This window comes from Rhodococcus sp. NPDC003383 (assembly GCF_053589115.1).
The window spans coordinates 33053-53591 of the sequence record NZ_JBSFRG010000009.1 but is presented as its reverse complement, the minus strand read 5'-3'; the positions used below and the strand labels follow the sequence as shown (position 1 = coordinate 53591).

Below are 20539 nucleotides of genomic sequence, written 5' to 3'. Positions count from 1 at the left end.
AAGTACGGGGGTCACGCCGTGGGGACGGCGATGCGCATGGGCGTGAAGCGGGTGGATGCGTCGAACCATCCGCTGTGCGGGTCGTCGAGCGATCCGTTCCATGCGGCGGACGCGCTGGGTCTGCCGAGGTCGTGGAATGTGCTGCGGTAGAAGAGAAGCGGTTGTGCGTCGGCGCGGGCGGTGGCGTCGACGATCTCGCCGATGTAGATGATGTGGTCGCCGCCGTCGTATTCGCGCCACGGCACGCACGACAAGGTGGCTGCGGTGCCGGCGAGGATCGGGGCAGTCGGGCCCTGCTCCCACACGGGTTCGGGGGACTGGGGACGTCCCGCGAAGTGCATGGCGGTGTCGATCTGGTCGTCGGCGAGGATGTTCACCGCGAACGGCGCACCGGACAGGAAGCGGCACGCCTTCGAAGTGCGCGTCAGGGTCACTTGGCACAGTCGCGGTTCGAGCGAAACCGCGGTGAATGCGGTGACGGTGGCCCCGTGCGGGGTGCCCTCGTGGTTGTTGCAGGTGATGACGGTGACGCCACTTGCAAACTGCCCGAAGATGTTTCGAAGCTCTCGCTGGTCCATCTCGGAGGCCCTTCCGGTCGATCCGTCGTGGTGTGATCCAGACCATATTCCGAGCGGAAGGGGGTGCGCGATCCGCTGAGCGCGGCGACTATCCACCTTGCGCGGCGAAGTGACCGGCGACCTTGTTTGCAGGAGGTAGTGTTGCCGGTCACACTGGGACCAAAGCCCCGAAACGTGAGCCGAGGAGGGTGAATGCGCACCGATGACGTGCAGATTCCCGACAATTGGGATGAAGCGGAAGTAGTGGTGTCCGACGCCTACTTCCCGCATTCGCTGCGTCCGTCCGATGCCGTCACCGCCCCGCAGGTGACGTTGCGGAAGGTCGATCTCGGTCCGTTACGGCTCGCCCGCGTCGGCTGGGGCGCCGAGGTGTCGCTCGAGTCCGATCACCCCGGTGCCTACGCCGTAAACATCCCTCTAGCTGGGCAGATAGAGTCGGTGAGCGAGGGGCGGGAGGTCGTCTCCCCGCACGGTTACGCCACGGTTTTCCGTCCCGACACCGCGGCGGCGATCACGCGGTGGACGGCGGACTGCGAGATCGTCGGGGTCAAGCTCGAACGGGACTACCTGCACCGGGAGATGGCCCGGGTGCTCGGGCGGCCGGGACTGCAGCTGCCTCCGCAGGCGGACCTGACGACCGAGGCCGGGAAGAACTGGTTGTCGATGCTCGGGGCGATGGTCGGAAACCTCGAATCGGGCGCCTCACCCTGGAACAATCCGCTGGTCGCCGACCAGTTGTCCGGGGCGATCATCTCGGCGTTCGTCCTCGCTGTCATGCAGGAGACCGACCCCGGCGCGGTCGCGCGGCCGCGCATCATCAAGCGGGTTCTGGACCGGTTGCACGAGGATCCGTCACTGGCCTGGACCAGCGCCGACATGGCAGAGGTCGCCGGGGTCAGCGTCCGCCGGCTGCAGGAGGGCTTCCGCGAGTACGTCGGGGTCTGCCCCCGCGAATACCTGCTCGACCTGCGCCTCGAGCGCATCCACGCGGAGCTTTCCGAAGCCGATCGGGGCGATGTCTGCGTCACCGACGTCGCACTCAAGTGGGGTATCACCCATACGGGCCGGTTCGCCGCCGCCTACCGGCGCAAGTACGGCGTCGCGCCGTCCGAGACGCTGCGTTCCTGAGCGAGTCGTTGCAGGCCGGGGCCGGCCCCGGGTCGGATTCGGTTGTGCGAACCGAGGGTTCGATCAGGTGCGGAGCAACGGTCTCGACCGGGACTTCCGACACTGCGTGAGGTCGGTACCCGCCGGACACCGGTGTCGTTGACATGGACCGGCTTTCGCAGGGTCGACCGGATCCCGGGGCGGCAGGGTGGGGACAGCACTGTGGCACTGGCGAGTTCGGCGCCGGTGGGAGTGGGGGCCGACGGTACCTCGGGCATCTACCTGGTTTCAGCTAGGCATCGACTCCACTCACCTGCGGATTTGCGGGATGTGTCTCGACATGTGGTTGACAACCGATGTGACAGCGCGCACAGTATCCAACGTACGCAGTGCGCGCCGTTGTACGCAGAGCGTATTTCGCCTCGGGCCACAGGCCAGCCCCCTGCAAAGCCCCCCAACAACTTTCGCGACTGTCGCGTCAGACCAGTTCGACCTCACGAGGAGTGTCCATGACCACCACGGAGAACCCCACCGCCTTCGGCTCGGGCAATGCCGCCACCGACAAGTTCAAGGGCGAGCGCGTCACGTCCGACACCTCGGTCGAGCGCGCCGGCGCGATCATCCAGGATGTGCTGAAGGCCCTCACCGACGTCGTTCACAAGCACCAGGTGACCTACGACGAGTACCGCGTCCTCAAGCAGTGGCTCATCGACGTCGGCGAGTACGGCGAATGGCCGCTGTGGCTCGACGTGTACCTCGAGCACGAGGTCGAGGCCGTGCACTACGAGCGCAACAACTACGCGGGCACCAAGGGCAGCATCGAAGGCCCGTACTACGTCGAGAACTCGCCGAAGCTCCCGTCCAAGTGCACGATGCCGATGCGTGAGAAGGATGCTGCGGCACCGTCTCTGATCTTCAAGGGGCAGGTCACCGACCTCGACGGCAAGGGTCTGCCCGGCGCCACGGTGGAACTGTGGCACGCCGACGAGGACGGCTTCTACTCCCAGTTCGCTCCCGGCATTCCCGAGTGGAACCTGCGCGGCACGATCGTCTGCGACGACGAGGGCTACTTCGAGATCACCACGCTCAAGCCCGCGCCGTACCAGATCCCGGCCGACGGACCGACCGGTTGGTTCATCAACTCCTACGGCGGCCACCCGTGGCGCCCGGCGCACCTCCACCTGATGGTCAAGGGTGCCGGACACCGCTCGATCACCACCCAGCTCTACTTCAAGGGTGGCGACTGGGTCGACAGCGACGTCGCCTCCGCGACGAAGCCGGAGCTCATCCTGGACCCGAAGCCGAATGCCGACGGTGTCGCCGAGGTGACCTACAACTTCGCGCTCGACCCCGAGGCCTGACCGGCCCCCGCCCCTCGTGCGTGGTTTCGGTAGCACCCCCTACCGAAACCACGCACGAGCGCGAGTCCACCGGCAACCGACCCGAATGCGAGTTCCCTCGATGTCCGACACGGACCTGAAGATCGTCTCCGTCGAGACCACGATTCTCGACGTCCCGCTGATCCGCCCCCACAAGTTCGCGACCACGACCGCCGAGGCGCAGCCGATCCTGCTCGTCGCCGTCACCACCGCCGGCGGCGTCACCGGCTACGGCGAAGGCGTCGTGCCCGGCGGACCGTGGTGGGGAGGCGAATCGGTCGAGACGATGAAGGCCATCGTCGACCGCTACATCGGCCCGTACATCACCGGCCGCGGCGTCGACGACATCACCGGCATCATGGTCGATCTCGAACGCATCGTCGCCAACGCGCGATTCGCGAAGGCCGCTGTCGACGTCGCGTTGCACGACGCGTGGGCGCGCAGTCTCGGCGTCCCGGTGCACACGCTGCTCGGCGGTGCGTTCCGCACCGGCGTCGACGTGCGGTGGGCTCTCGGTGCCGCTCCCCTCGAGGAGATCGTCGAGGAGGTCACCCACAAGATGGAGCAGCGCCTGAACTTCTCCTTCAAGCTCAAGATGGGTGCGCTCGATCCGGCGGTCGACACCGAACGCGTGGTCAAGGTCGTCGAGGCGTTCGACGGCAAGGTCGGATTCAGCATCGACGTCAATGCCCGATGGGACCGCTTCACCGCATTGCGTCACGTGCCGGAACTGGTCGACGGTGGGGTCGAGCTCATCGAACAGCCCACCCCCGCAGAGCAACTCGACGTTCTCGCCGAGATCAACCGGAGGGTTGCAGCGCCGGTCATGGCCGACGAATCCGTGCAGACCCCGCACGACGCATACGAAGTGGCCAAGCGCGGCGCCGCCGACGTCATCGCACTCAAGACGACGAAATGTGGTGGGCTGCAACGCAGCAAGCAGGTCGTCGCGGTTGCGAAGGCCGCCGGGCTCCGCTGCCACGGCGCCACCTCGATCGAAGGTCCGATCGGCACCGCCGCGTCCGTCCACTTCGCGTGCGCCGAACCCGGCATCGACTACGGGTCCGAACTGTTCGGTCCGCAGTTGTTCGCCGTCGAGTTGCTGCAGACGCCGCTCGACTACTCCGACGGCCAGGTGCACCTCCCGCAGGGCCCCGGCCTCGGCGTCGAACTCGACATGGACGTCGTCAAGCACCTCGCCCGCGACTGACCAGACCGACCAGACCAAGATCAGACAAGCCCGGATCAGGAGAATCGACCATGGCGCTGTTCCACGTTCGCATGGACGTCGACATCCCCCGCGACCTCGACCCCGAGGTCCGCGCCGACACCATCGCGAAGGAGAAGGCGTACAGCCAGGAACTGCAGCGCAAGGGCAAGTGGCCGCACATCTGGCGCATCGTCGGCCAGTACAGCAACATCAGCATCTTCGACGTGGACTCGGCGGACGAACTGCACGAGATCCTGTGGAACCTTCCGCTGTTCCCCTTCATGAAGATCGAAATCATGCCGTTGACCAGGCACGGATCGGACATCAAGGAGTAAACACGCGTCGACGGTCCATACTCGGGGTATGAGTCTGCCGCTCCGAGACGTCTACGAACAGCCGACCCTCGCGGATCTGCTGCCGTCGGTGCTCGCATCCGCGGGCGTGGCCGGGGAACGCAACCGGCTCGAACTGACCGAGTGCGCCCGCACCGTCGTGCTGCTCGTCGATGGAATGGGCTGGAATCTGCTGCAACGCAACAGCAATGCCGCACCGTTCCTGACCGGGATGACGGGGGAGCCGATCCGCGCGGGATTCCCGACGACCACCGCGGTGAGCCTCGCGTCGCTGGGAACCGGTCTGCCGTCGGGGCGGCACGGCGTCACCGGATACCAGGCGTACCTGCGCGAGATCCGCAGCCCGTTCAACTGGTTGCGCTGGACACTCGCCGGCACCGCGATCGACCAGCGCACCCAGCTCGTCCCGGAACTCGTGCAGGCGCACCCGACCGTGTTCGAACGCGCGGAGCGGGGCGGTATCGCCGTCACCACCGTGGTCCCGCGGACATTCGAAGGCAGCGGACTGACACGGGCCGTGCTGCGCGGCGGCAGGTTCGTCGGTGTCTCCGCCTACGGCGATCTGCTCGCCCGGATCGTCACCGCCGTCGGTTCCGCCGAACGCACCCTCGTCTACGGCTATCTCGGTGAGGTCGACACCCTCGGCCATCTCTACGGTCCGGAGTCCCCGGCGTGGCTCGCGCAGCTCACCGTCGTCGACAGGTTCGTCGAACAACTCGCCGACGCGCTACCGGACGGAACACGACTCGTCGTCACCGCCGACCACGGAATGGTCGACACCACCCGGGGCCGGCGCTTCGACTACGACCACTGCGACGGTCTGTCCGAGGACGTCACCTACATCGCCGGGGAACCCCGCTGCCGCCACGTCCATACCGAACGGCCCGACGCGGTCCTCGAACGCTGGCGCAACGAACTCGGCGACGAGATGTGGGTCGGCACCCGCGACGACGTGCTCGCCGCCGGACTCTTCGGGCCGGAACCGTCCCCGGACGCGGCGAGCCGCGTCGGCGACATCGTCGCGATCGGGCGCGGCGAATCGTCGGTGATCCGCACCGACGGGGAGCTCGTCATGGCGCGGATGCCCGGCCAGCACGGTGCGCTCACCGACGACGAACTGCTGATTCCGTTGCTGTCGCCGGATCCGATCCGCCTGCACAGCCGATGATCCGGGCGACGCCGGGGGTGCGTCTGTGAGCGACAGTACGTCGCCGGAGCTGTCGTACCCGACTTATCGTGGCGTACATGCGCACCCACGGAGCGACGGTCTGGCACTGGTCGATCAGCGTGAAGGCCTGGCTGATCTTCTGGTTCGCCCGGATCTTCATCAAGCCGATCATGACCTGGTGGCCCGCCACCGACCGCGGTATCTCCGTATTGAGCAGGCTCGACCGGCAGGTCGACAAGCTGCTGCCCCGGCCGCGTGGCGTCGACATCGACCCGGTGACGCTCGGCGGAGTGCCCAGTGAACGGATCGAGCCGCCGCGTCCCGCCACCGACTCCCTCGCCGGCGCGACGATCCTGTACTTCCACGGCGGTGCATTCGTGTTCTGCGGACTCGCTACGCACCGCACGGTGTGTTCGCTGCTCGCCGCCAAGTCGGGCGTGCCCGTCTACTCCGCCGCCTACCGGCAGCTGCCGGACGGATCGATCGGCACGTCCGTGATGGATGCGATGGCCGCGTACACTGCGGTTCTTTCGGTCGCCGAGGACCCGAACCGCGTCATCGTCGCCGGTGACTCCGCCGGCGGTTACCTCGCGATGAAGGTCGCGGAGATCGCGGCCCTGCGCGGCATGACACGACCGGCCGCCGTCATCGGATTCTCGCCGCTGCTCAACCTGAACCTCGAATCCCACGACCCCGACTACATGAAGCGCGACGCGTACCTGCCGATGCGCCAGCTCGAGAAGCTGCGCGACAAGTGGCTCGACGGTCCGGACCACATCGAGGGCGCCCAGTCACCGGTCGACGCCGATCCCACCCTGTTCCCGCCGGTGTTCTTCTCCGTCGCCGAATACGAGATCACCCGGCCCGACGTCGAGATCGTCACCGAAGCGATCGAACGGACCGGACGTCCGATCGAAACCCACATCTGGGCCGGTCAGGTCCACGCGTTCCCGGTGATCGGTCAGGCCTTGCCGGAGGCCCGCGCGCTGCTCGACCTCAGCATCGACTTCGCGCGCCGGTCCGTCGCCACCGATGCCACCGAGGGAAGCAGCCGCACCGCGTAGGTGCGGCTGCGCTGCCCGTGTGCCTTTCTGGCGGTTCCCACCGCCACAAAGGCACACCGGCGGCTACGCCGCCAGGCGCGGTTTCAGCCACTCGGTGAGGTCGTCGAGGACCTTGTCCTTCTCGTACTCGTTGAAGATCTCGTGGTACAGGCCGTCGTACATCTTCAGCGTGACATCGTCCGAGCCGGCCAGGTCCGCGACCAACCGGCTGCCCGACGGATCGGTGAGCTTGTCCTCGGTGCCGTGCTGCAGCAGCACCGGCACCGTCAGCGACGGCAGGCGCTTCGGATACGACTGCTCGCTGAGTACGAGGGCACGGACGACCCCCGCGGGCACCAGGCCGTGGTGCACGAGCGGATCCGCCTCGTACGTGGCGACGACCGCCGGGTCGCGGGACACGTGCTTGCTGTCGAGTTTCTGTACCGGCAGGTCCGGCAGGAACCGGCCGATCAGTTTGCCTGCCTCGACGACCACCCCGGGCGTGCCCGCGGTGACGACGACCGCGGGACCGGACAGCGCCAGCGCCGCCAGTTCCCCCGGATGGTCGAGCGCATAGCTCAGGGCGATCGCACCGCCCATCGAGTGCCCGAGCAGGAAACGTGGCAGCCCGGGATGCGCCTCGCCGGCGATGGCGAACAGCCCGGCGATGTCGTCGGTGTACTCGGTCATCTCCCTCAGGTGCAGGCGCTTACCGCCGGACCGTCCGTGACCGCGATGGTCCGGGGCATAGACGACGAGCCCGATCTCGGTGAGCCGCTCGGCGACATGGTCGTACCGCCGGGCATGCTCGCCGAGGCCGTGGCACAACACCAGGACGCCGCGGGGATCGCCGTCGGGCGACCAGATGTCGTAGACGATCCGCGTCGCGGACCCACCGGTGAACGAGGACTCGGAGTGCTGCATGGCGTCTCCCTGCCGTGGACTCGACGTGCGTGACGAACCGCATCCTTGCACGAGACGCCGTGGTGTGTGCCCCGTACCGGTGACCGGGCCGGCGCGAGGAGGGCCCGGGCGGAAAATGCGTGGCTCGGGACCCGTCCTAGGTGGGAGCCTGGTATTCGTGACTTCCCTCGAATCGACGACCGTGGACGCACGGCGCCTGCGTGCGTTCGCACCGCTGCGCCGCCGCGACTACCGGCTGTTGATCGCGGCGGTCGCGTTGTCGTTGTTCGGCAGCGGCATGTGGACCGTGGTGATGGTCTTTCAGGTTCTGGCGCTTGCGGATTCACCGACCGCGCTGTCCGCGGTCGCGGCCTGCTTCAGCGGCGGCCTGATCGCGTTCGCGCTCGTCGGTGGTGTCACAGCGGACCGTCTTTCCAAACGCGCGATCCTGGTGACGGTCCAAGGCGCGAGCCTGGTCGCGGTCGCGGTGGTCGCCGCGCTCGGATCGACCGGCGTGCTCGACCTGTGGCACATGGCCGTCGCGTCCGTCGTGCTCGGCGCCGGCGGCGCCTTCTTCTTCCCGGCGTACAGCGCCTATCTGCCCAGCGTGCTGCCCGCGGAGGAGTTGCTCGCCGCGAACGGGCTCGAAGGCGCGTTGCGGCCGACGCTGCAGCAGGCGCTGGGCCCCGCCGTGGCGGGCATGGTGGTCGGTGCGTTCGTGCCGGCCACGGGCGCCTTCGTCGTGTCCGCCTCCTTCGCCGCGTCGATGGTCCTGCTGCTGTTCGTGCGGCCCCTGCCGGTGTCCCCGCCGGAGTCGTCGACACCGGAGGCCCACTCGAACGTGTTCGCCGATCTTCGCGAAGGTTTCGCGTTCACCGTGCGAACCCCGTGGCTGCTGTGGACGTTGCTGTTCGCGTGCCTGATGGTGCTCGTGGTCATGGGTCCGATCGAGGTGTTGTTGCCGTTCCTGGTCCGCGACAACTTCGCCGACGGGGAACGGGCCTTCGGCCTGCTCCTGACCGCGTTCGGTGTCGGGGGAGCGATCGGCTCGCTTGCGGTGTCGGCGGGACGCATGCCGCGCAGGTACCTGACCGTGATGGTGCTGTGCTGGGGTCTAGGGTCGGTGCCGTTCGCGGTGCTCGGATACACCTCGTCGTTCTGGGTGATGGCGACCGCGCTGTTCGTCGTCGGACTCACCGACGGCGCCGGAATGGTCATCTGGGGCACGTTGCTGCAGCGCCGCGTGCCCGGGGAACTGCTCGGTCGCGTGTCGAGCCTCGACTTCTTCGTCTCGCTCGCGCTGATGCCGGTGTCGGTCGCGCTGGCCGGGCCGCTCGCGACGGTGGTGCCGGTTCCGGTGATCTTCGTCGTCGTGGGCACGGTTCCGCTGGTCCTCGCGCTGGTCGCGTTGACCGTGGGGCGCATGCCGGCCGACGAGATCGCCCACCCGCTCGACGTCGTCGAACGGGTCGACACACGCCCCTAATCCGAGGGCACGATCGATCCGGCCAGGGCCTGCATGAGGTGGTCGAATTCGCGGCTGCGGGTCGCGCCGGCGCGCACGACCGCGCACACGGGCACGCGCAACCGTTGCCGGGCTTCGCTCATGATCCGCAGTCCGGTGCGGGGCGTCGCATCGACGGTGCCCGCGTACAGCACCGTCCACGCCCGCGGATTGGTGAGGACCTCGAGCGTCGCGGTGTGGTCGCTCGCGATGGCGGGACCGAGCTGGACGCGGCGCCCGACCTCGAGGAAGGCGTTCTCGACGACCCGGTGGATGAGGATCTGGCTGTGCCGCGGGGGCAGCAGCAGCGGATAGTGCGCGAGGTCGCGCAGATCGACGGTCGAGAACGCGGACAGCGGATGCTGGCTGGAGGTGACGATGACGAGGTCCTCGACGCCCAGTTCGATCGCCTCGAGTTCCGGCCGGTCGATGTCGCCGCGGATGAGGGCGAGATCGGCGTCGCCGGCCGCCACCGCGTCCACGCGGTCCGCGAAGTCCCGGATGACGAACTCGATGTCGAGGTTGGGGTGCTGCTCGCGGACCCGGGAGATCGCATCGAGGCTCTGCGCGGCGAAGCTCATGTTCGCGCTGATCCGGATGCGGTCGCGGGGCGGCCTGCCCACCTCGAGGGCGCGTGCCTCGAGGGCGAGGACCTCGGCGGCGATCGGCATGAGGCGGCGGCCCGCGTCGGTGAGCCGGACGACGCGAGTGGACCGCTCGAACAGGCTCGTTCCCAGCTCGTTCTCGAGCTTCGCGATCTGGTGGCTGATCGCCGACTGCGAGATGAAGCAGCGCTGAGCGGCCCGCGAGAAGCTCGACTCCTCTCCGACGGCCACGAAGTACCGCAGTTGCCGGAAGTCCATCGTCCTCCTATTTATGAGCAAACCAGATAACAGTATTTCGAATCTCCCAGGTTAGTGGACCGGACCCCCGCGAGATACATACGGTGGGACTCATACATCGATTTGAGTCGACTTCAATGTGGAGGTCTTGGCAGGTTATGGGCGATGCAGATTTCGATCGGACGGATGTCGTCATCGTGGGTTCGGGCTTCGGTGCCCTCGCGGCCGCGAAGAAGCTCGGCAAGGCGGGCACCCCGTTCGTCCTGATCTCCGAGACCACCGAGCATCTCTTCCAGCCGCTGCTGTACCAGGTCGCCACGGGTGTCATCTCGCCCGGTGAGATCGCCCCCTCGGTCCGCGCGATCCTCGCCAAGTATCCCAACGCCGACGTTCGGCTCGGTCGCGTCGTCGACGTCGACCCCGACGCGAACACCGTCGTCTACGAGGCCGCCGGCAAGCGGCACACCCTCGGCTACAAGCACCTCGTCGCCGCGACCGGCGCCCGTCAGGCCTACTTCGGCCGCGACGAGTTCGCCGATCTGACGTACGCCCTCAAGACGGTCGACGACGCCGAGAAGCTGCGCCGCCAGATCATCCGGTGCTTCGAGGAAGCGCACATCACCTCCGACCCGGAGCTCCGCAAGAACCTGCTCAGCTTCATCGTCGTGGGCGCAGGCCCGACCGGCGTCGAGCTGGCCGGTCAGATCAAGGAGCTCGCGCAGCGCTACTTCGCGGAGTCGATCGGCAACATCAATGCCGACGACGTCACCGTCACCCTCGTCGAGGGCGCGGACAAGGTGCTCCCGCCGTTCGGTGGCAAGCTCAGCGACTACTCGAAGGAATCGCTCGAGAAGGCCGGTGTCGACGTCGTGCTCAACACGATGGTCACCGACATCGACGAGCACGGCGCGACCCTGACGACGCCGTCGACCGAGGAAACGCGCCGGCTCACCGCCGAGACGATCATCTGGTCGGCCGGTATCCAGGCCAACGACTTCGCCGACGTGCTCGCCGAGCGCACCGGCTGCGACACCGTCCGCGGTGGCCGGCTGCTCGTCGACAACGACTTCACCGTCGGCCGCGCGGACAACATCTACGCGATCGGCGACATGGTCACGCTCGACAATCTGCCCGCGCAGTCGCCGTTCGCGATGCAGGGTGGCCGCCACGTCGCGAAGATGATCCTCGGCAAGATCCCCGCCGGCACTCCGTTCCAGTACCGGGACAAGGGCAGCATGGCGATCATCAACCGCTTCCGCGCGATCACCCGCGTCGGCAAGATCGAGCTCACCGGCTTCATCGCGTGGGTTCTGTGGCTCGCGGTCCACCTCGTCTACCTGGTGGGCTTCCGCAACCGCTACATCGCGGTGATGTCGTGGTGCGGTTCGTTCCTCGGTCGCCGGCGTCCGCACTTCTACTACGCGCAGACCGCCGAGCCGGTTCCGGCCGTGAACCAAGCGGCCGCGGAGGTGGAGGAACCGGTGGTCGCGGATGCGCCGGACGACGAACGCGAACCCGCCCCGGCCATCGCCTGACCGAGACCCGCCGCCTGACCGAGACCCACCGCCTGACCCGATACCGACGAGCTGCGCCCCGGACGAACACCGTCCGGGGCGCAGCTCGTTGTGGGGGACGGTGACTCGGCGCCGCGCGGATCCGCGTGTGGGTGAAACATGGGGTGAAAATCCAGAATTCGTTGGCGGACAGTCCGATCGGGCTTCACAGCGCCCCGCGACCTGCGGTTACAGTGTTCGGCACACTCGGTGCGTTCCGGTGGTGCCCCGTACGGCACGCGGCACACCGGTGCCGCATCGAGCCCGGAAAACCGCAGGAGGTCCCGTGACCCTCGACGACCGTCGTCCCACGTGGGCCCCACGGATCGGGTGCGACCTGGTGACCGTGCAGGACGTGGCGGACAGCATCGAAATCTTCGGAGATCGTTACCTGACCCGCACTTTCACACCTCACGAACTCGAGACGTGTACGGGCACACACCGGTCCCAACGCCTTGCCGCGCGATTCGCGGCCAAGGAAGCGGTGCTGAAAGTGCTACGCCCGGGCGACACCGCGGTGCCGTGGCGTTCCATCGAGATCCGGCGAGCCGAGTGGGGCGGGTGCACCGTCGAACTCAGCGGTAACGCTGCGGCACTCGCCCGAGATCAACAGGTGATCGATATCCAGGTCTCGATCTCGCACGAACCCCGGTATGCGCTCGCGACCGTGACGGCGGTCGTCGCAGGAACGTAGGAACAGGAAGTGACCCAGCATGACTGAGCAGGCCATCCGCAAGATCCTCGGCGAGCACGGGCGGCTGTCGGTCGATTCGACCACCGTCGAACCGTCCGCGGATCTGTACGAACTGGGTCTCACCTCGCATGCGAGCGTCAACGTGATGCTCGCGCTCGAGGACACGTTCGACGTCGAATTCCCCGACGAATTGCTGCGCAAGAGCACGTTCGCGAGCGTCGATGCCATCCACGCGGCCCTCACCGAACTGGGTGTGTGATGAGCCTCCTCGATGAGCGCAACGCCGAAATCGGTGGGCCCCCGCCCCTTCGCGAGCGTGCCGAGAGCGTCGGTCGAAACATCGCGGCACAGTGGGCCGACGAGGTGGATCGCGACGCCAGGTTCCCCCACGAAGCCCTCGCGGCACTGCGCGCCCACAAACTGCTGTCGTGCGGTGTGCCGCCGGAACACGGCGGTGCCGGCGCCTCGCTCGGCGAACTGTGCGAGATCACCCGGATACTGGGCCGCTACTGCGCGTCCACCGCCATGGTCTTCGCGATGCACCAGACCCAGATCGTCTCGCTCGTCCACCACGCCGACAGCGCCGCGTTGGCCGACTTCGTCCGCGACGTGGCCGCCCGCGAGCTTCTCCTCGCGTCGGCGACCACCGAACTCGGAACCGGCGGCGACGTCCGCAGCAGCCTGTGTGCGGCCCGGGCAGACGGGGACACCGTGACCCTGCGCAAGAACACACCCGTCGTCTCGTACGGGGAGTACGCCGACGCGATCCTCGTGACCGCACGACGGACCGAGGACAGCCCCGCGAGTGATCAGGTGCTCGTCGTGTGCCGCCGCGAGGACGTGACGCTCGAGCGCACCGGGGACTGGAACACCCTGGGAATGCGCGGCACGTGCAGCCCAGGCTTCGTGCTGGAGGCCCGAAGCAGCGCCGACATGATCGTCCCCGCGTCCTACGCCGACATCTCGTCCCGCACGATGCTGCCCGTGTCCCACTGCGTGTGGTCCGCGGTGTGGCTCGGCATCGCCGACGCCGCAATGGACAAGGCCCGCAGCTTCGTTCGGGCCGCGGGACGCAGGCAACCCGGTGTGACGCCACCCGGCGCCCTGCGCCTGGCGGAAGCCGCCGGCGTGCACCAGCAGTTCTCCGATCTCGTCTTCGCGTCCGCGGCCCGGTTCGACGCCGCGATCGTCGAGCCCGAAAACCCGAGCGGTCTCGGATTCTCGCTGGCCATGAACAACCTGAAGGTGACCGCGTCGACACTCGTCGTCGAACTCGTCACCAAGGCCCTGCTCATCTGCGGCATCGACGGATACCGCGAGGACGGCCGCTACTCCCTGGGCCGTCACATGCGTGACGCACTCGGCGCCGCGGTGATGGTGAACAACGATCGCATCATGGCCAATTCGGCCCAGATGTCACTTGCCTACCGAGGAACGATATGAGCACCGCATCGATCGACGACCGCACCGAACTGGATCGGGCGCGCCGGGAATTCCAGCAGCAACTGATCGCCGCCGGCCTGCTCGTCGAAACCGGGGTTCCCGGGTTGTACGGGCGCTCCGGCGTTTTCGAGGACATCGTCGACGGCATCGATCGGGTCGTCGTCGCGGCGGGACCCGGCCGGGCCGCGACCCGGTTGCGTTTCCCACCGGTGTTCCCGCGCACCAGCTTCGAACGCACCGACTACATCGCGTCGTTCCCACACCTGACCGGGGCGATCAACACCTTCGCCGGGAGCAACGCCGAGCATGCCGAACTGCTCGCGGCGCGGGCGCGCGGCGAGACGTGGGATCCGTGGCTCGAACCGGCCGAGACCGTCCTCGTCTCCGCGGCCTGCCATCCCGCCTATGCGCGGTACAGCGGAACCCTGCGGGACGGTGGTGAACTCCTCGACGTGTACGGCTACTGCTTCCGCCACGAACCGGCCGTCGACCCGGCACGCATGCAGGCGTTCCGGATGCACGAGTTCGTGCGCATCGGCACCGCGGACGATGCTGCCCGGCACCGCGATTCGTGGATCGAGCGGGGACTCGAGGTGCTCGCGGACCTGGGTCTCGACGCGACGGCGGAGGTCGCGAACGACCCGTTCTTCGGGCGTGCCGGGCGGATGCTCGCTGCGAACCAGCGGCACGAGAACCTCAAGACCGAACTGACGGTGCGGCTCTACGGCGACCTCGGGGACGGTACGGCCGTCGTGTCCTGCAACTGCCACCAGGACCACTTCGGCGACACCTTCGGTATCACCACGGCCGACGGGGACGTCGCGCACAGTGCGTGTGTGGGATTCGGGATGGAACGCATCGCGCTAACGCTGCTGCGTACCCACGGTTTCGACCCGGAGCGCTGGCCGGTCGCGGTGAAGGACAGGATGTTTCCGTGACGGTCCGGCTGCTCGGGGTCTCGGCCGACGACTACGTCCCGCACCCGATCCACGGGGGCAACCGTATCTGGACCGAGACGAACTGCTACGCCGACCTGTGGATCGAGATCCTGCATTCGCTGGGTCTCGACCCGGTGCCGGTGGCGGTGTGCGCGTTCGGCGCCCGATTCGACGGGGCGCAGTGGACATTCCTCAAGTTCAAGCCCGAGGACCTGTTCGCGTTGTACGGCATCGAGGTCGACGAGATGAACGTGTGGCGGCGACCGATCGAGCACATCGAGGACAACGCGACCGCGGGCATCCTCTCCACCGTCGAGGTCGACTCGTTCTGGCTGCCCGACACGGCCGGCACCGGATACCGTGAAGCGCACGGCAAGACGACGATCGTGCCGGTGCTCGTCGACCGCGACCGCGAAGAACTGCAGTACTTCCACAACAGCGGCTGCCATCGCCTCACCGGTGCCGACTTCCGCGGTGTCTTCGGCCTCGACGAGCCGGAGCCACCGGCGTGGCCTCCGTATGTCGAACAGATCCGGTTCCGTCCGGGTGCGACACTGAACGTCGACGCCTTCGATACCGCACTGCGCCGACATCTGCGTGCCCGGCCTCGGGGGAACCCGGTGCGCGACCTCGCGGCCCGTGTCCTCGCGGACGTCGAATGGCTCGGTGCCGCAGGCGTGGACGGATTCCACCGGTGGTCGTTCGGGGTGCTGCGTCAGTGCGGTGCGACCGCCGAACTCGCCGCCGACGTGTGCGCCTACATGCAGAACGCCGGATATCCGGACGCGGGCCGTGCGATCGACGATTTCCGTGCGGTCGCCGAGGGCGCCAAGGCCGTGCAGTTCCGGATGGCCCGCGCGGCGCGGGGACGTGCCGTCGACCCCACCGAACAACTCGACGCGATGGCCGACGCGTGGCAGCGTGCGATGACCGTCGTCGCGGCGGCCGCGGGACAGGCCGTTCCGAGCCGGGTGTCCGGGCCGGCCTGATGGATCTGTTCGACGGAGCCGTCTGGCATTGTGTCGCAACGCCTCCGGGGGCGGTGCTCTCTCCGGATCAGTTGCCGGACCAGCTCGGATCCCGGCTGGTGGCCGAGGTGCCCGGTACCGCGGCCGGAGCGATCCGCACCGCGCACGGCGCGACGGCCGCCCGCGAGGCGCACACGGACGCCTCCGACTGGTGGTTCGTCACGCAGGTACAGCGATCCGGCACCGGGCCGTGGCGACTGGAACTGGACGGTCTCGCCACCCTGGCCGAGGTGTGGGTCGGAGACGAGCGGGTCGCCGTGTCGGAGTCGATGTTCGTTCCGTTGGTGGTCGAACTGGACTCGATTCCCGAGAACTTCTGTTTTGCACTGCGATTCGCGTCCCTTGATGCGGCGGTCGCGAAGAGGCGCCCGCGCGGACGGTGGCGGTCGTCGATGATCCGGGCACAGGGATTGCGGTGGATCCGCACCACGATGCTCGGTCGCGCCCCGGTGTTCTCCGGGGTGCCGGCTCCCGTCGGGCCGTGGCGTCGCGTCGCGCTGGTGGATGCGAGTGCGCCGCGCCTCGTCGACCGCCGGATCCGCGTGACGGTCGACGGCGACAGCGGTGTCGTGGATCTGGACGTGACGTTGTCCGGTGTTGCGGTGGGTGATTCGGTGACGGCACGGGTCGGCTCCGCGGTGGCGTCGGCGACGATCGAGGACGGCAGGGTCCGCGCCCGCGTCGAGGTGCCCGACGTGCGGCGCTGGTGGCCACACACCCACGGTGAACCGGCGCTGTACCCGGTCTCACTGGAGGTGGGCGGCGACCGCGTGGATGTCGGTGCGGTCGGGTTCCGCGACCTCACCGTGGACCGGTCCGACGGCGGATTCCGATTGAGTATCAACGGTATCGGCGTATTCTGCCGCGGTCTCGTGTGGACGCCCGCGGACCCCGTCGCACTGACCTCCCCGGAGCAGACCGGGCGTATGCTCGAGCGGTGCATCGACGCGGGTGTCAACTTGATCCGCATTCCGGGCACGATGGTCTACGAGGACGACGCCTTCTGGTCGGCGTGCGCCGAATCGGGAATCCTGGTGTGGCAGGACGTGATGCTCGCGACGACCGACCCGCCCGAAACCGAAGAGTTCCGAGCACTTCTCGTCGACGAGGTACGAGGTGTGCTGCGGTCCGTATCCGGCAATCCGGCGCTCGCCGTCGTGTGTGGGGGCAGCGAGACCGAACAGCAGCCCACGATGCTCGGTCTCGGGCGTCCGCCCATCGCTGCGCTCGACGAGTGGCTGCCCGCGGTCGTCGCGGCGGAGGCTCCGGCGGCGGTGTGGGTTTCGTCGTCACCGTCGGCCCCGCCCGGGTCGCGGGTGCTGCCCACCCACGTCGGGTCGGGGATCGCGCACTACTTCGGTGTCGGCGGGTATCGGCGTCCGCTGACCGACGTGCGCTCTGCGGGTGTGCGATTCGCCGCCGAATGCCTCGCGTTCTCGATCCCGCCGGGCAACGACGCGATCGAGGCGGATTTCGGGACGGTCGCGGTCGCGGGGCACCACCCGCGGTGGAAGACGGCCGTGCCGCGCGACCACGGCGCGTCCTGGGACTTCGAGGACGTGCGAGATCACTACGTGCGCACGGTCTTCGAGCAGGATCCGGCGACTGTGCGATGGTCGGACCCGGAGCGGTATCTGGATCTCGGGCGGGCCGCGGTGTGCGAGGCGTTCGCCGCGACCCTGGCATTCTGGCGTCGCCCCGATTCGCGATGCCACGGCGCGCTGATCCTCGCGGCGCGCGATCTCGAGCCGGGCGCCGGCTGGGGCGTGCTCGAGCATTCCGGTGTGCCGAAGGCCCCGTGGTTCGTGCTGCGCCGCATCTGGGCGCCGGTCGCGGTGCTCCTCGGCGACGACGGGATCGACGGTCTGCGCATCGACGCGTTCAACGACACCGCGGTTGCGGTGGAGGCGCGCCTGGAGTTGCTGGTGCACACCCGCAGCGGCGTCGTCGCGCACGAGGAGACGCTGTCGGTGGAACTCGCCGCGCACAGCGCGTCTACGTGGTCGTTCGACGAACTGCTCGGTCGCTTCACCGACGTCACCCACACGTACAGGTTCGGACCGCAGACCTACGAATCCGCCACGGCGCGGCTCGTCGCGGCCGACGGCAGCGTGCTGTCCGAGGACGTGTACCTGGTCGGGGAAGCGGTGCGCCCGTACGAACGCAGCATCGGATTATCCGCCACCGCAATCGAATCGGAGTCCGGTGAGTGGTCGCTGGAGGTCGCGACCGACGGTGCCGCCCAGTACGTGTCGCTCGAACTGCGCGGATTCGAACCCGCCGACTCGTGGTTCCACCTGCCGCCCGGCGGCCGCCGCACCGTCGCACTGCAGCGGACAGGTGAGGCCCGAACGGTCTCGGGTCGCGTGCGCGCGCTCAATTCGGCCGCGACCGCCGCCGTGTCCACCGGGTGAAGGGAACCGGCGCACAGGTATCGCGTCGGGCGGGCACACTGAGGGGCATGAGCGACTCCACGAACGTCCAGAGCACCCGGATCGTCCTTGCCTCCCGCCCGGTCGGCGCACCCACCCCGGAGAACTTCCGCACCGAGACCGTCGACGTTCCCGACCCCGGGGACGGTCAGATCCTGGTGCGGGTGGTGTACCTGTCGCTGGACCCCTACATGCGGGGCCGGATGAGCGACGCGAAATCCTACGCGCCGCCCGTGGAACTCGGTGACGTGATGGTCGGGGCGACGGTCGCGCAGGTCGTCACGTCGCGTCACCCGGACTTCGCCGAGGGTGATTACGTGCTGGCGGGAACGGGCTGGCAGACGCACGCCGTCGTCGACGGGCGGGCCGTGCGCAAGCTCGATCCCGAGGCGGCGCCGCTGTCGACGGCGCTCGGTGTGCTCGGTATGCCGGGTTTCACCGCCTATTCGGGCCTGTTGAAGATCGGGCAACCGAAGGAGGGCGAGACCGTCGTGGTCGCGGCGGCGAGCGGTCCCGTCGGGTCCGCGGTCGGGCAGATCGCGAAGATCAAGGGCGCCCGCGCGGTCGGGATCGCCGGCGGCCCCGAGAAGTGCCGGCATCTGCTCGACGACCTCGGGTTCGACGCGGCCGTCGACCACCGCGCCCCCGATTTCGCGGAGCGGCTGCGGGAGGCGGTGCCGAACGGCATCGACGTCTATTTCGAGAACGTCGGCGGACCGGTCCAGGCGGCGGTGATCCCGCTGCTGAACCTGTATGCGCGGATGCCGGTGTGCGGTCTGGTGGCGCAGTACAACACCCTCCCGACCGAGGGACCGGACCGGCTGCCGGCGTTCTTCTCGACGGTGCTCGTCAAGAGCCTGACCGTCCGCGGGTTCATCCAGTCCGAGTTCGTCCGCGAGATGCACGACGACTTCCTGCGCGACGCCTCCGAATGGGTCCGCAGCGGCAGGTTGCGGTACCGGGAGGACATCGTCGACGGTCTCGGCGCCGCGCCGGAGGCGTTCATCGGGCTGCTCGAGGGGAAGAACTTCGGCAAGCTCGTCGTGAAGGTCGCTCCGGAGTCCTGACCGGCCCGGTGACGGGAACTCTCACCCGGTCAGGGCCGGTTCCCGTCACTGTTCGGACGATGTGCTGGGTTCAGGCGAGGCGCTCGAACACCGCGGCGAGACCCTGGCCGCCGCCGATGCACATGGTTTCGAGACCGTAGCGACCCTCGCGACGGTCGAGTTCGCGCAGCAGGGTGGCGAGGATGCGGCCACCGGTCGCCCCGACCGGGTGCCCCAGCGAGATGCCCGAGCCGTTGGGATTCAGCCGCGGATCGTCCGGTTCGAGACCCCAGGTGCGGGTGACGGCGAGCGTCTGGGCGGCGAACGCCTCGTTGAGTTCGATGACGTCGAGGTCGGACAGGGTCAGGCCGAGGCGCTTCAGGACCTGTTCGGTCGCCGGGACCGGGCCGATGCCCATGGTGCGCGGCGGCACGCCCGCGACCGCCCAGCCGGCGAGGCGGGCCAGCGGGCGCAGACCGAGCTGCGCGGCCTTCTCCGGGGTGGTGACGATGGCGAGGGCGGCGCCGTCGTTCTGACCGCTGGCGTTGCCGGCGGTGACGGTGGAGTCGGGGTCGATCTTGCCGCGGATGGGGCGGAGTTTCGCGAGCGATTCCATGCTGGTGTCGGCGCGCGGGTGCTCATCCGTGTCGAACAGCACCGGGTCGCCCTTGCGCTGCGGCACCGCGACCGGGACGATCTCCTGCGCGAACACGCCGCTGCGCTGAGCCGCGACCGCGCGCTGGTGGGACTGCACCGCGAGCGCGTCCTGATCCTCACGGGAGATGGAGAACTCGGCGCGCAGGTTCTCGGCGGTCTCGATCATGCCGCCGGGGACGGGGAAGTCGCGGCCGCCTGCGGTGACGCGGGCCCGGGCGAGGCGGTCGTTCAGCGCGACCGCTTCACCCTTGACGCCCCAGCGCATTCCGGTGGCGTAGAACTCGGCCTGGCTCATCGATTCGGCGCCGCCGGCGAGCACGAGGTCGCTGCTGCCGGTCTGAACCTGCATGGCGGCCTGGATGATCGCCTGGAGGCCCGAGCCGCAACGACGGTCGACCTGGAGGCCCGGAACGTCCACTCCGAGGCCCGCGTTGAGTGCCGCGACGCGGCCGATCGCGGGGGCCTCGCCACCCGGGGATGCCTGACCGAGGATCACGTCGTCGACGTCCGAGCCGGAAATTCCGGTGCGCGTGATGATTTCGCGGATGACGGTGGCTGCGAGGTCCTCCGGGGCGATGTCCTTCAGTGCGCCGCCGAAGCGGCCGACCGGGGTGCGGAGTGGTTCGCAGATCACTGCGTCGAGCATGTTCTTCCTCGGTTT

The 20539-nt window shown here is 68.4% G+C and carries 19 protein-coding genes; 15 read left to right on the top strand and 4 right to left on the bottom strand.

The features are described from left to right. Positions 1-11: 11 nt before the first annotated feature. Positions 12-578 (bottom strand): flavin reductase family protein, encoded by a 567-nt coding sequence (locus tag ACWDTS_RS10570; protein WP_248674219.1) that lies wholly within the window; start codon positions 576-578, stop codon positions 12-14. 192 nt (positions 579-770) lie between these two features. On the opposite strand from ACWDTS_RS10570, the gene ACWDTS_RS10565 reads away from it, so the two are divergent. The 6 genes from ACWDTS_RS10565 to ACWDTS_RS10540 all read left to right on the top strand — a co-directional run bounded on the left by ACWDTS_RS10565 (position 771) and on the right by ACWDTS_RS10540 (position 6859). Continuing rightward, positions 771-1706: an AraC family transcriptional regulator gene (locus ACWDTS_RS10565; RefSeq protein WP_450108793.1), complete on the top strand. Its 936-nt coding sequence runs from the start codon at positions 771-773 to the stop codon at positions 1704-1706. A gap of 488 nt (positions 1707-2194) precedes the next feature. Beyond that, complete coding sequence (gene catA / locus ACWDTS_RS10560; RefSeq protein ID WP_248674217.1) at positions 2195-3046, top strand: catechol 1,2-dioxygenase; 852 nt, start codon at positions 2195-2197, stop codon at positions 3044-3046. 100 nt (positions 3047-3146) lie between these two features. After that, the gene (locus tag ACWDTS_RS10555; RefSeq protein WP_248674216.1) at positions 3147-4274 is read left to right on the top strand and encodes a muconate/chloromuconate family cycloisomerase; all 1128 of its coding nucleotides are present in this window, start codon (positions 3147-3149) and stop codon (positions 4272-4274) included. A 50-nt stretch (positions 4275-4324) separates the two neighbouring features. Beyond that, on the top strand, positions 4325-4609 hold the full coding sequence (gene catC, locus ACWDTS_RS10550) for a muconolactone Delta-isomerase (protein ID WP_197251925.1): 285 nt from the start codon (positions 4325-4327) through the stop codon (positions 4607-4609). A gap of 28 nt (positions 4610-4637) precedes the next feature. After that, positions 4638-5795 carry an alkaline phosphatase family protein gene (locus ACWDTS_RS10545; RefSeq protein WP_450118135.1) on the top strand — a complete coding sequence of 386 codons (1158 nt, stop codon included), beginning with the start codon at positions 4638-4640 and terminating at the stop codon, positions 5793-5795. A 77-nt stretch (positions 5796-5872) separates the two neighbouring features. After that, positions 5873-6859, top strand: a complete 987-nt coding sequence (locus ACWDTS_RS10540; protein WP_450108796.1) for an alpha/beta hydrolase — start codon at positions 5873-5875, stop codon at positions 6857-6859. Between the two features lie 63 nt (positions 6860-6922). Here ACWDTS_RS10540 and ACWDTS_RS10535 read toward each other — a convergent pair whose 3' ends face one another. Beyond that, on the bottom strand, positions 6923-7762 hold the full coding sequence (locus ACWDTS_RS10535) for an alpha/beta hydrolase (protein ID WP_450108797.1): 840 nt from the start codon (positions 7760-7762) through the stop codon (positions 6923-6925). 181 nt (positions 7763-7943) lie between these two features. Between ACWDTS_RS10535 and ACWDTS_RS10530 the strand changes: the two genes are divergently transcribed. Then, positions 7944-9227, top strand: a complete 1284-nt coding sequence (locus tag ACWDTS_RS10530; RefSeq protein ID WP_450118193.1) for an MFS transporter — start codon at positions 7944-7946, stop codon at positions 9225-9227. On the opposite strand, the gene ACWDTS_RS10525 is transcribed toward ACWDTS_RS10530, so the two are convergent. Further along, on the bottom strand, positions 9224-10108 hold the full coding sequence (locus ACWDTS_RS10525; protein WP_420748960.1) for a LysR family transcriptional regulator: 885 nt from the start codon (positions 10106-10108) through the stop codon (positions 9224-9226). The genes ACWDTS_RS10530 and ACWDTS_RS10525 overlap by 4 nt on opposite strands. Positions 10109-10245: 137 nt before the next feature. Here ACWDTS_RS10525 and ACWDTS_RS10520 point away from each other — a divergent pair, with 137 nt between their 5' ends. From ACWDTS_RS10520 to ACWDTS_RS10485, 8 genes are all read left to right on the top strand, one after another. Continuing rightward, entirely contained in the window at positions 10246-11622 is a 1377-nt protein-coding gene (locus tag ACWDTS_RS10520; RefSeq protein WP_420748959.1) for an NAD(P)/FAD-dependent oxidoreductase, read from the top strand. Positions 11623-11926: 304 nt separating this feature from the next. Next, positions 11927-12334: a holo-ACP synthase gene (locus tag ACWDTS_RS10515; RefSeq protein ID WP_420748958.1), complete on the top strand. Its 408-nt coding sequence runs from the start codon at positions 11927-11929 to the stop codon at positions 12332-12334. A 19-nt stretch (positions 12335-12353) separates the two neighbouring features. Continuing rightward, the gene (locus ACWDTS_RS10510; protein WP_450118134.1) at positions 12354-12593 is read left to right on the top strand and encodes an acyl carrier protein; all 240 of its coding nucleotides are present in this window, start codon (positions 12354-12356) and stop codon (positions 12591-12593) included. Then, positions 12593-13777, top strand: a complete 1185-nt coding sequence (locus tag ACWDTS_RS10505) for an acyl-CoA dehydrogenase family protein (RefSeq protein WP_450118133.1) — start codon at positions 12593-12595, stop codon at positions 13775-13777. Before ACWDTS_RS10510 ends, ACWDTS_RS10505 begins: the two co-directional genes overlap by 1 nt. Continuing rightward, the gene (locus tag ACWDTS_RS10500) at positions 13774-14715 is read left to right on the top strand and encodes an amino acid--[acyl-carrier-protein] ligase (RefSeq protein ID WP_450108799.1); all 942 of its coding nucleotides are present in this window, start codon (positions 13774-13776) and stop codon (positions 14713-14715) included. The genes ACWDTS_RS10505 and ACWDTS_RS10500 overlap by 4 nt, the downstream gene beginning before the upstream one ends. Beyond that, a complete protein-coding gene (locus ACWDTS_RS10495; RefSeq protein WP_248674206.1) occupies positions 14712-15704 on the top strand; it encodes a DUF1839 family protein in 993 nt (330 codons plus the stop codon). Before ACWDTS_RS10500 ends, ACWDTS_RS10495 begins: the two co-directional genes overlap by 4 nt. Continuing rightward, the gene (locus ACWDTS_RS10490; RefSeq protein WP_450108800.1) at positions 15704-18157 is read left to right on the top strand and encodes a glycosyl hydrolase; all 2454 of its coding nucleotides are present in this window, start codon (positions 15704-15706) and stop codon (positions 18155-18157) included. The genes ACWDTS_RS10495 and ACWDTS_RS10490 overlap by 1 nt, the downstream gene beginning before the upstream one ends. Before the next feature lie 47 nt (positions 18158-18204). Next, a complete protein-coding gene (locus ACWDTS_RS10485) occupies positions 18205-19242 on the top strand; it encodes an NADP-dependent oxidoreductase (RefSeq protein ID WP_450118132.1) in 1038 nt (345 codons plus the stop codon). 70 nt (positions 19243-19312) lie between these two features. Here the strand turns inward: ACWDTS_RS10485 and ACWDTS_RS10480 are convergent, their stop codons facing one another. Beyond that, entirely contained in the window at positions 19313-20524 is a 1212-nt protein-coding gene (locus ACWDTS_RS10480; RefSeq protein ID WP_450118131.1) for an acetyl-CoA C-acetyltransferase, read from the bottom strand. Between the last annotated feature and the right edge of the window lie 15 nt (positions 20525-20539).

Bases quoted from the DNA above. Each gene is read 5' to 3' on its own strand.
- catC (WP_197251925.1), top strand. From the start codon at position 4,325: ATGGCGCTGTTCCACGTTCGCATGGACGTCGACATCCCCCGCGACCTC.
- ACWDTS_RS10570 (WP_248674219.1), bottom strand. From the start codon at position 578: ATGGACCAGCGAGAGCTTCGAAACATCTTCGGGCAGTTTGCAAGTGGC.
- ACWDTS_RS10505 (WP_450118133.1), top strand. From the start codon at position 12,593: ATGAGCCTCCTCGATGAGCGCAACGCCGAAATCGGTGGGCCCCCGCCC.
- catA (WP_248674217.1), top strand. From the start codon at position 2,195: ATGACCACCACGGAGAACCCCACCGCCTTCGGCTCGGGCAATGCCGCC.
- ACWDTS_RS10525 (WP_420748960.1), bottom strand. From the start codon at position 10,108: ATGGACTTCCGGCAACTGCGGTACTTCGTGGCCGTCGGAGAGGAGTCG.
- ACWDTS_RS10510 (WP_450118134.1), top strand. From the start codon at position 12,354: ATGACTGAGCAGGCCATCCGCAAGATCCTCGGCGAGCACGGGCGGCTG.
- ACWDTS_RS10545 (WP_450118135.1), top strand. From the start codon at position 4,638: ATGAGTCTGCCGCTCCGAGACGTCTACGAACAGCCGACCCTCGCGGAT.
- ACWDTS_RS10555 (WP_248674216.1), top strand. From the start codon at position 3,147: ATGTCCGACACGGACCTGAAGATCGTCTCCGTCGAGACCACGATTCTC.
- ACWDTS_RS10480 (WP_450118131.1), bottom strand. From the start codon at position 20,524: ATGCTCGACGCAGTGATCTGCGAACCACTCCGCACCCCGGTCGGCCGC.
- ACWDTS_RS10520 (WP_420748959.1), top strand. From the start codon at position 10,246: ATGGGCGATGCAGATTTCGATCGGACGGATGTCGTCATCGTGGGTTCG.
- ACWDTS_RS10540 (WP_450108796.1), top strand. From the start codon at position 5,873: ATGCGCACCCACGGAGCGACGGTCTGGCACTGGTCGATCAGCGTGAAG.
- ACWDTS_RS10565 (WP_450108793.1), top strand. From the start codon at position 771: ATGCGCACCGATGACGTGCAGATTCCCGACAATTGGGATGAAGCGGAA.
- ACWDTS_RS10490 (WP_450108800.1), top strand. From the start codon at position 15,704: ATGGATCTGTTCGACGGAGCCGTCTGGCATTGTGTCGCAACGCCTCCG.
- ACWDTS_RS10485 (WP_450118132.1), top strand. From the start codon at position 18,205: ATGAGCGACTCCACGAACGTCCAGAGCACCCGGATCGTCCTTGCCTCC.
- ACWDTS_RS10500 (WP_450108799.1), top strand. From the start codon at position 13,774: ATGAGCACCGCATCGATCGACGACCGCACCGAACTGGATCGGGCGCGC.
- ACWDTS_RS10535 (WP_450108797.1), bottom strand. From the start codon at position 7,762: ATGCAGCACTCCGAGTCCTCGTTCACCGGTGGGTCCGCGACGCGGATC.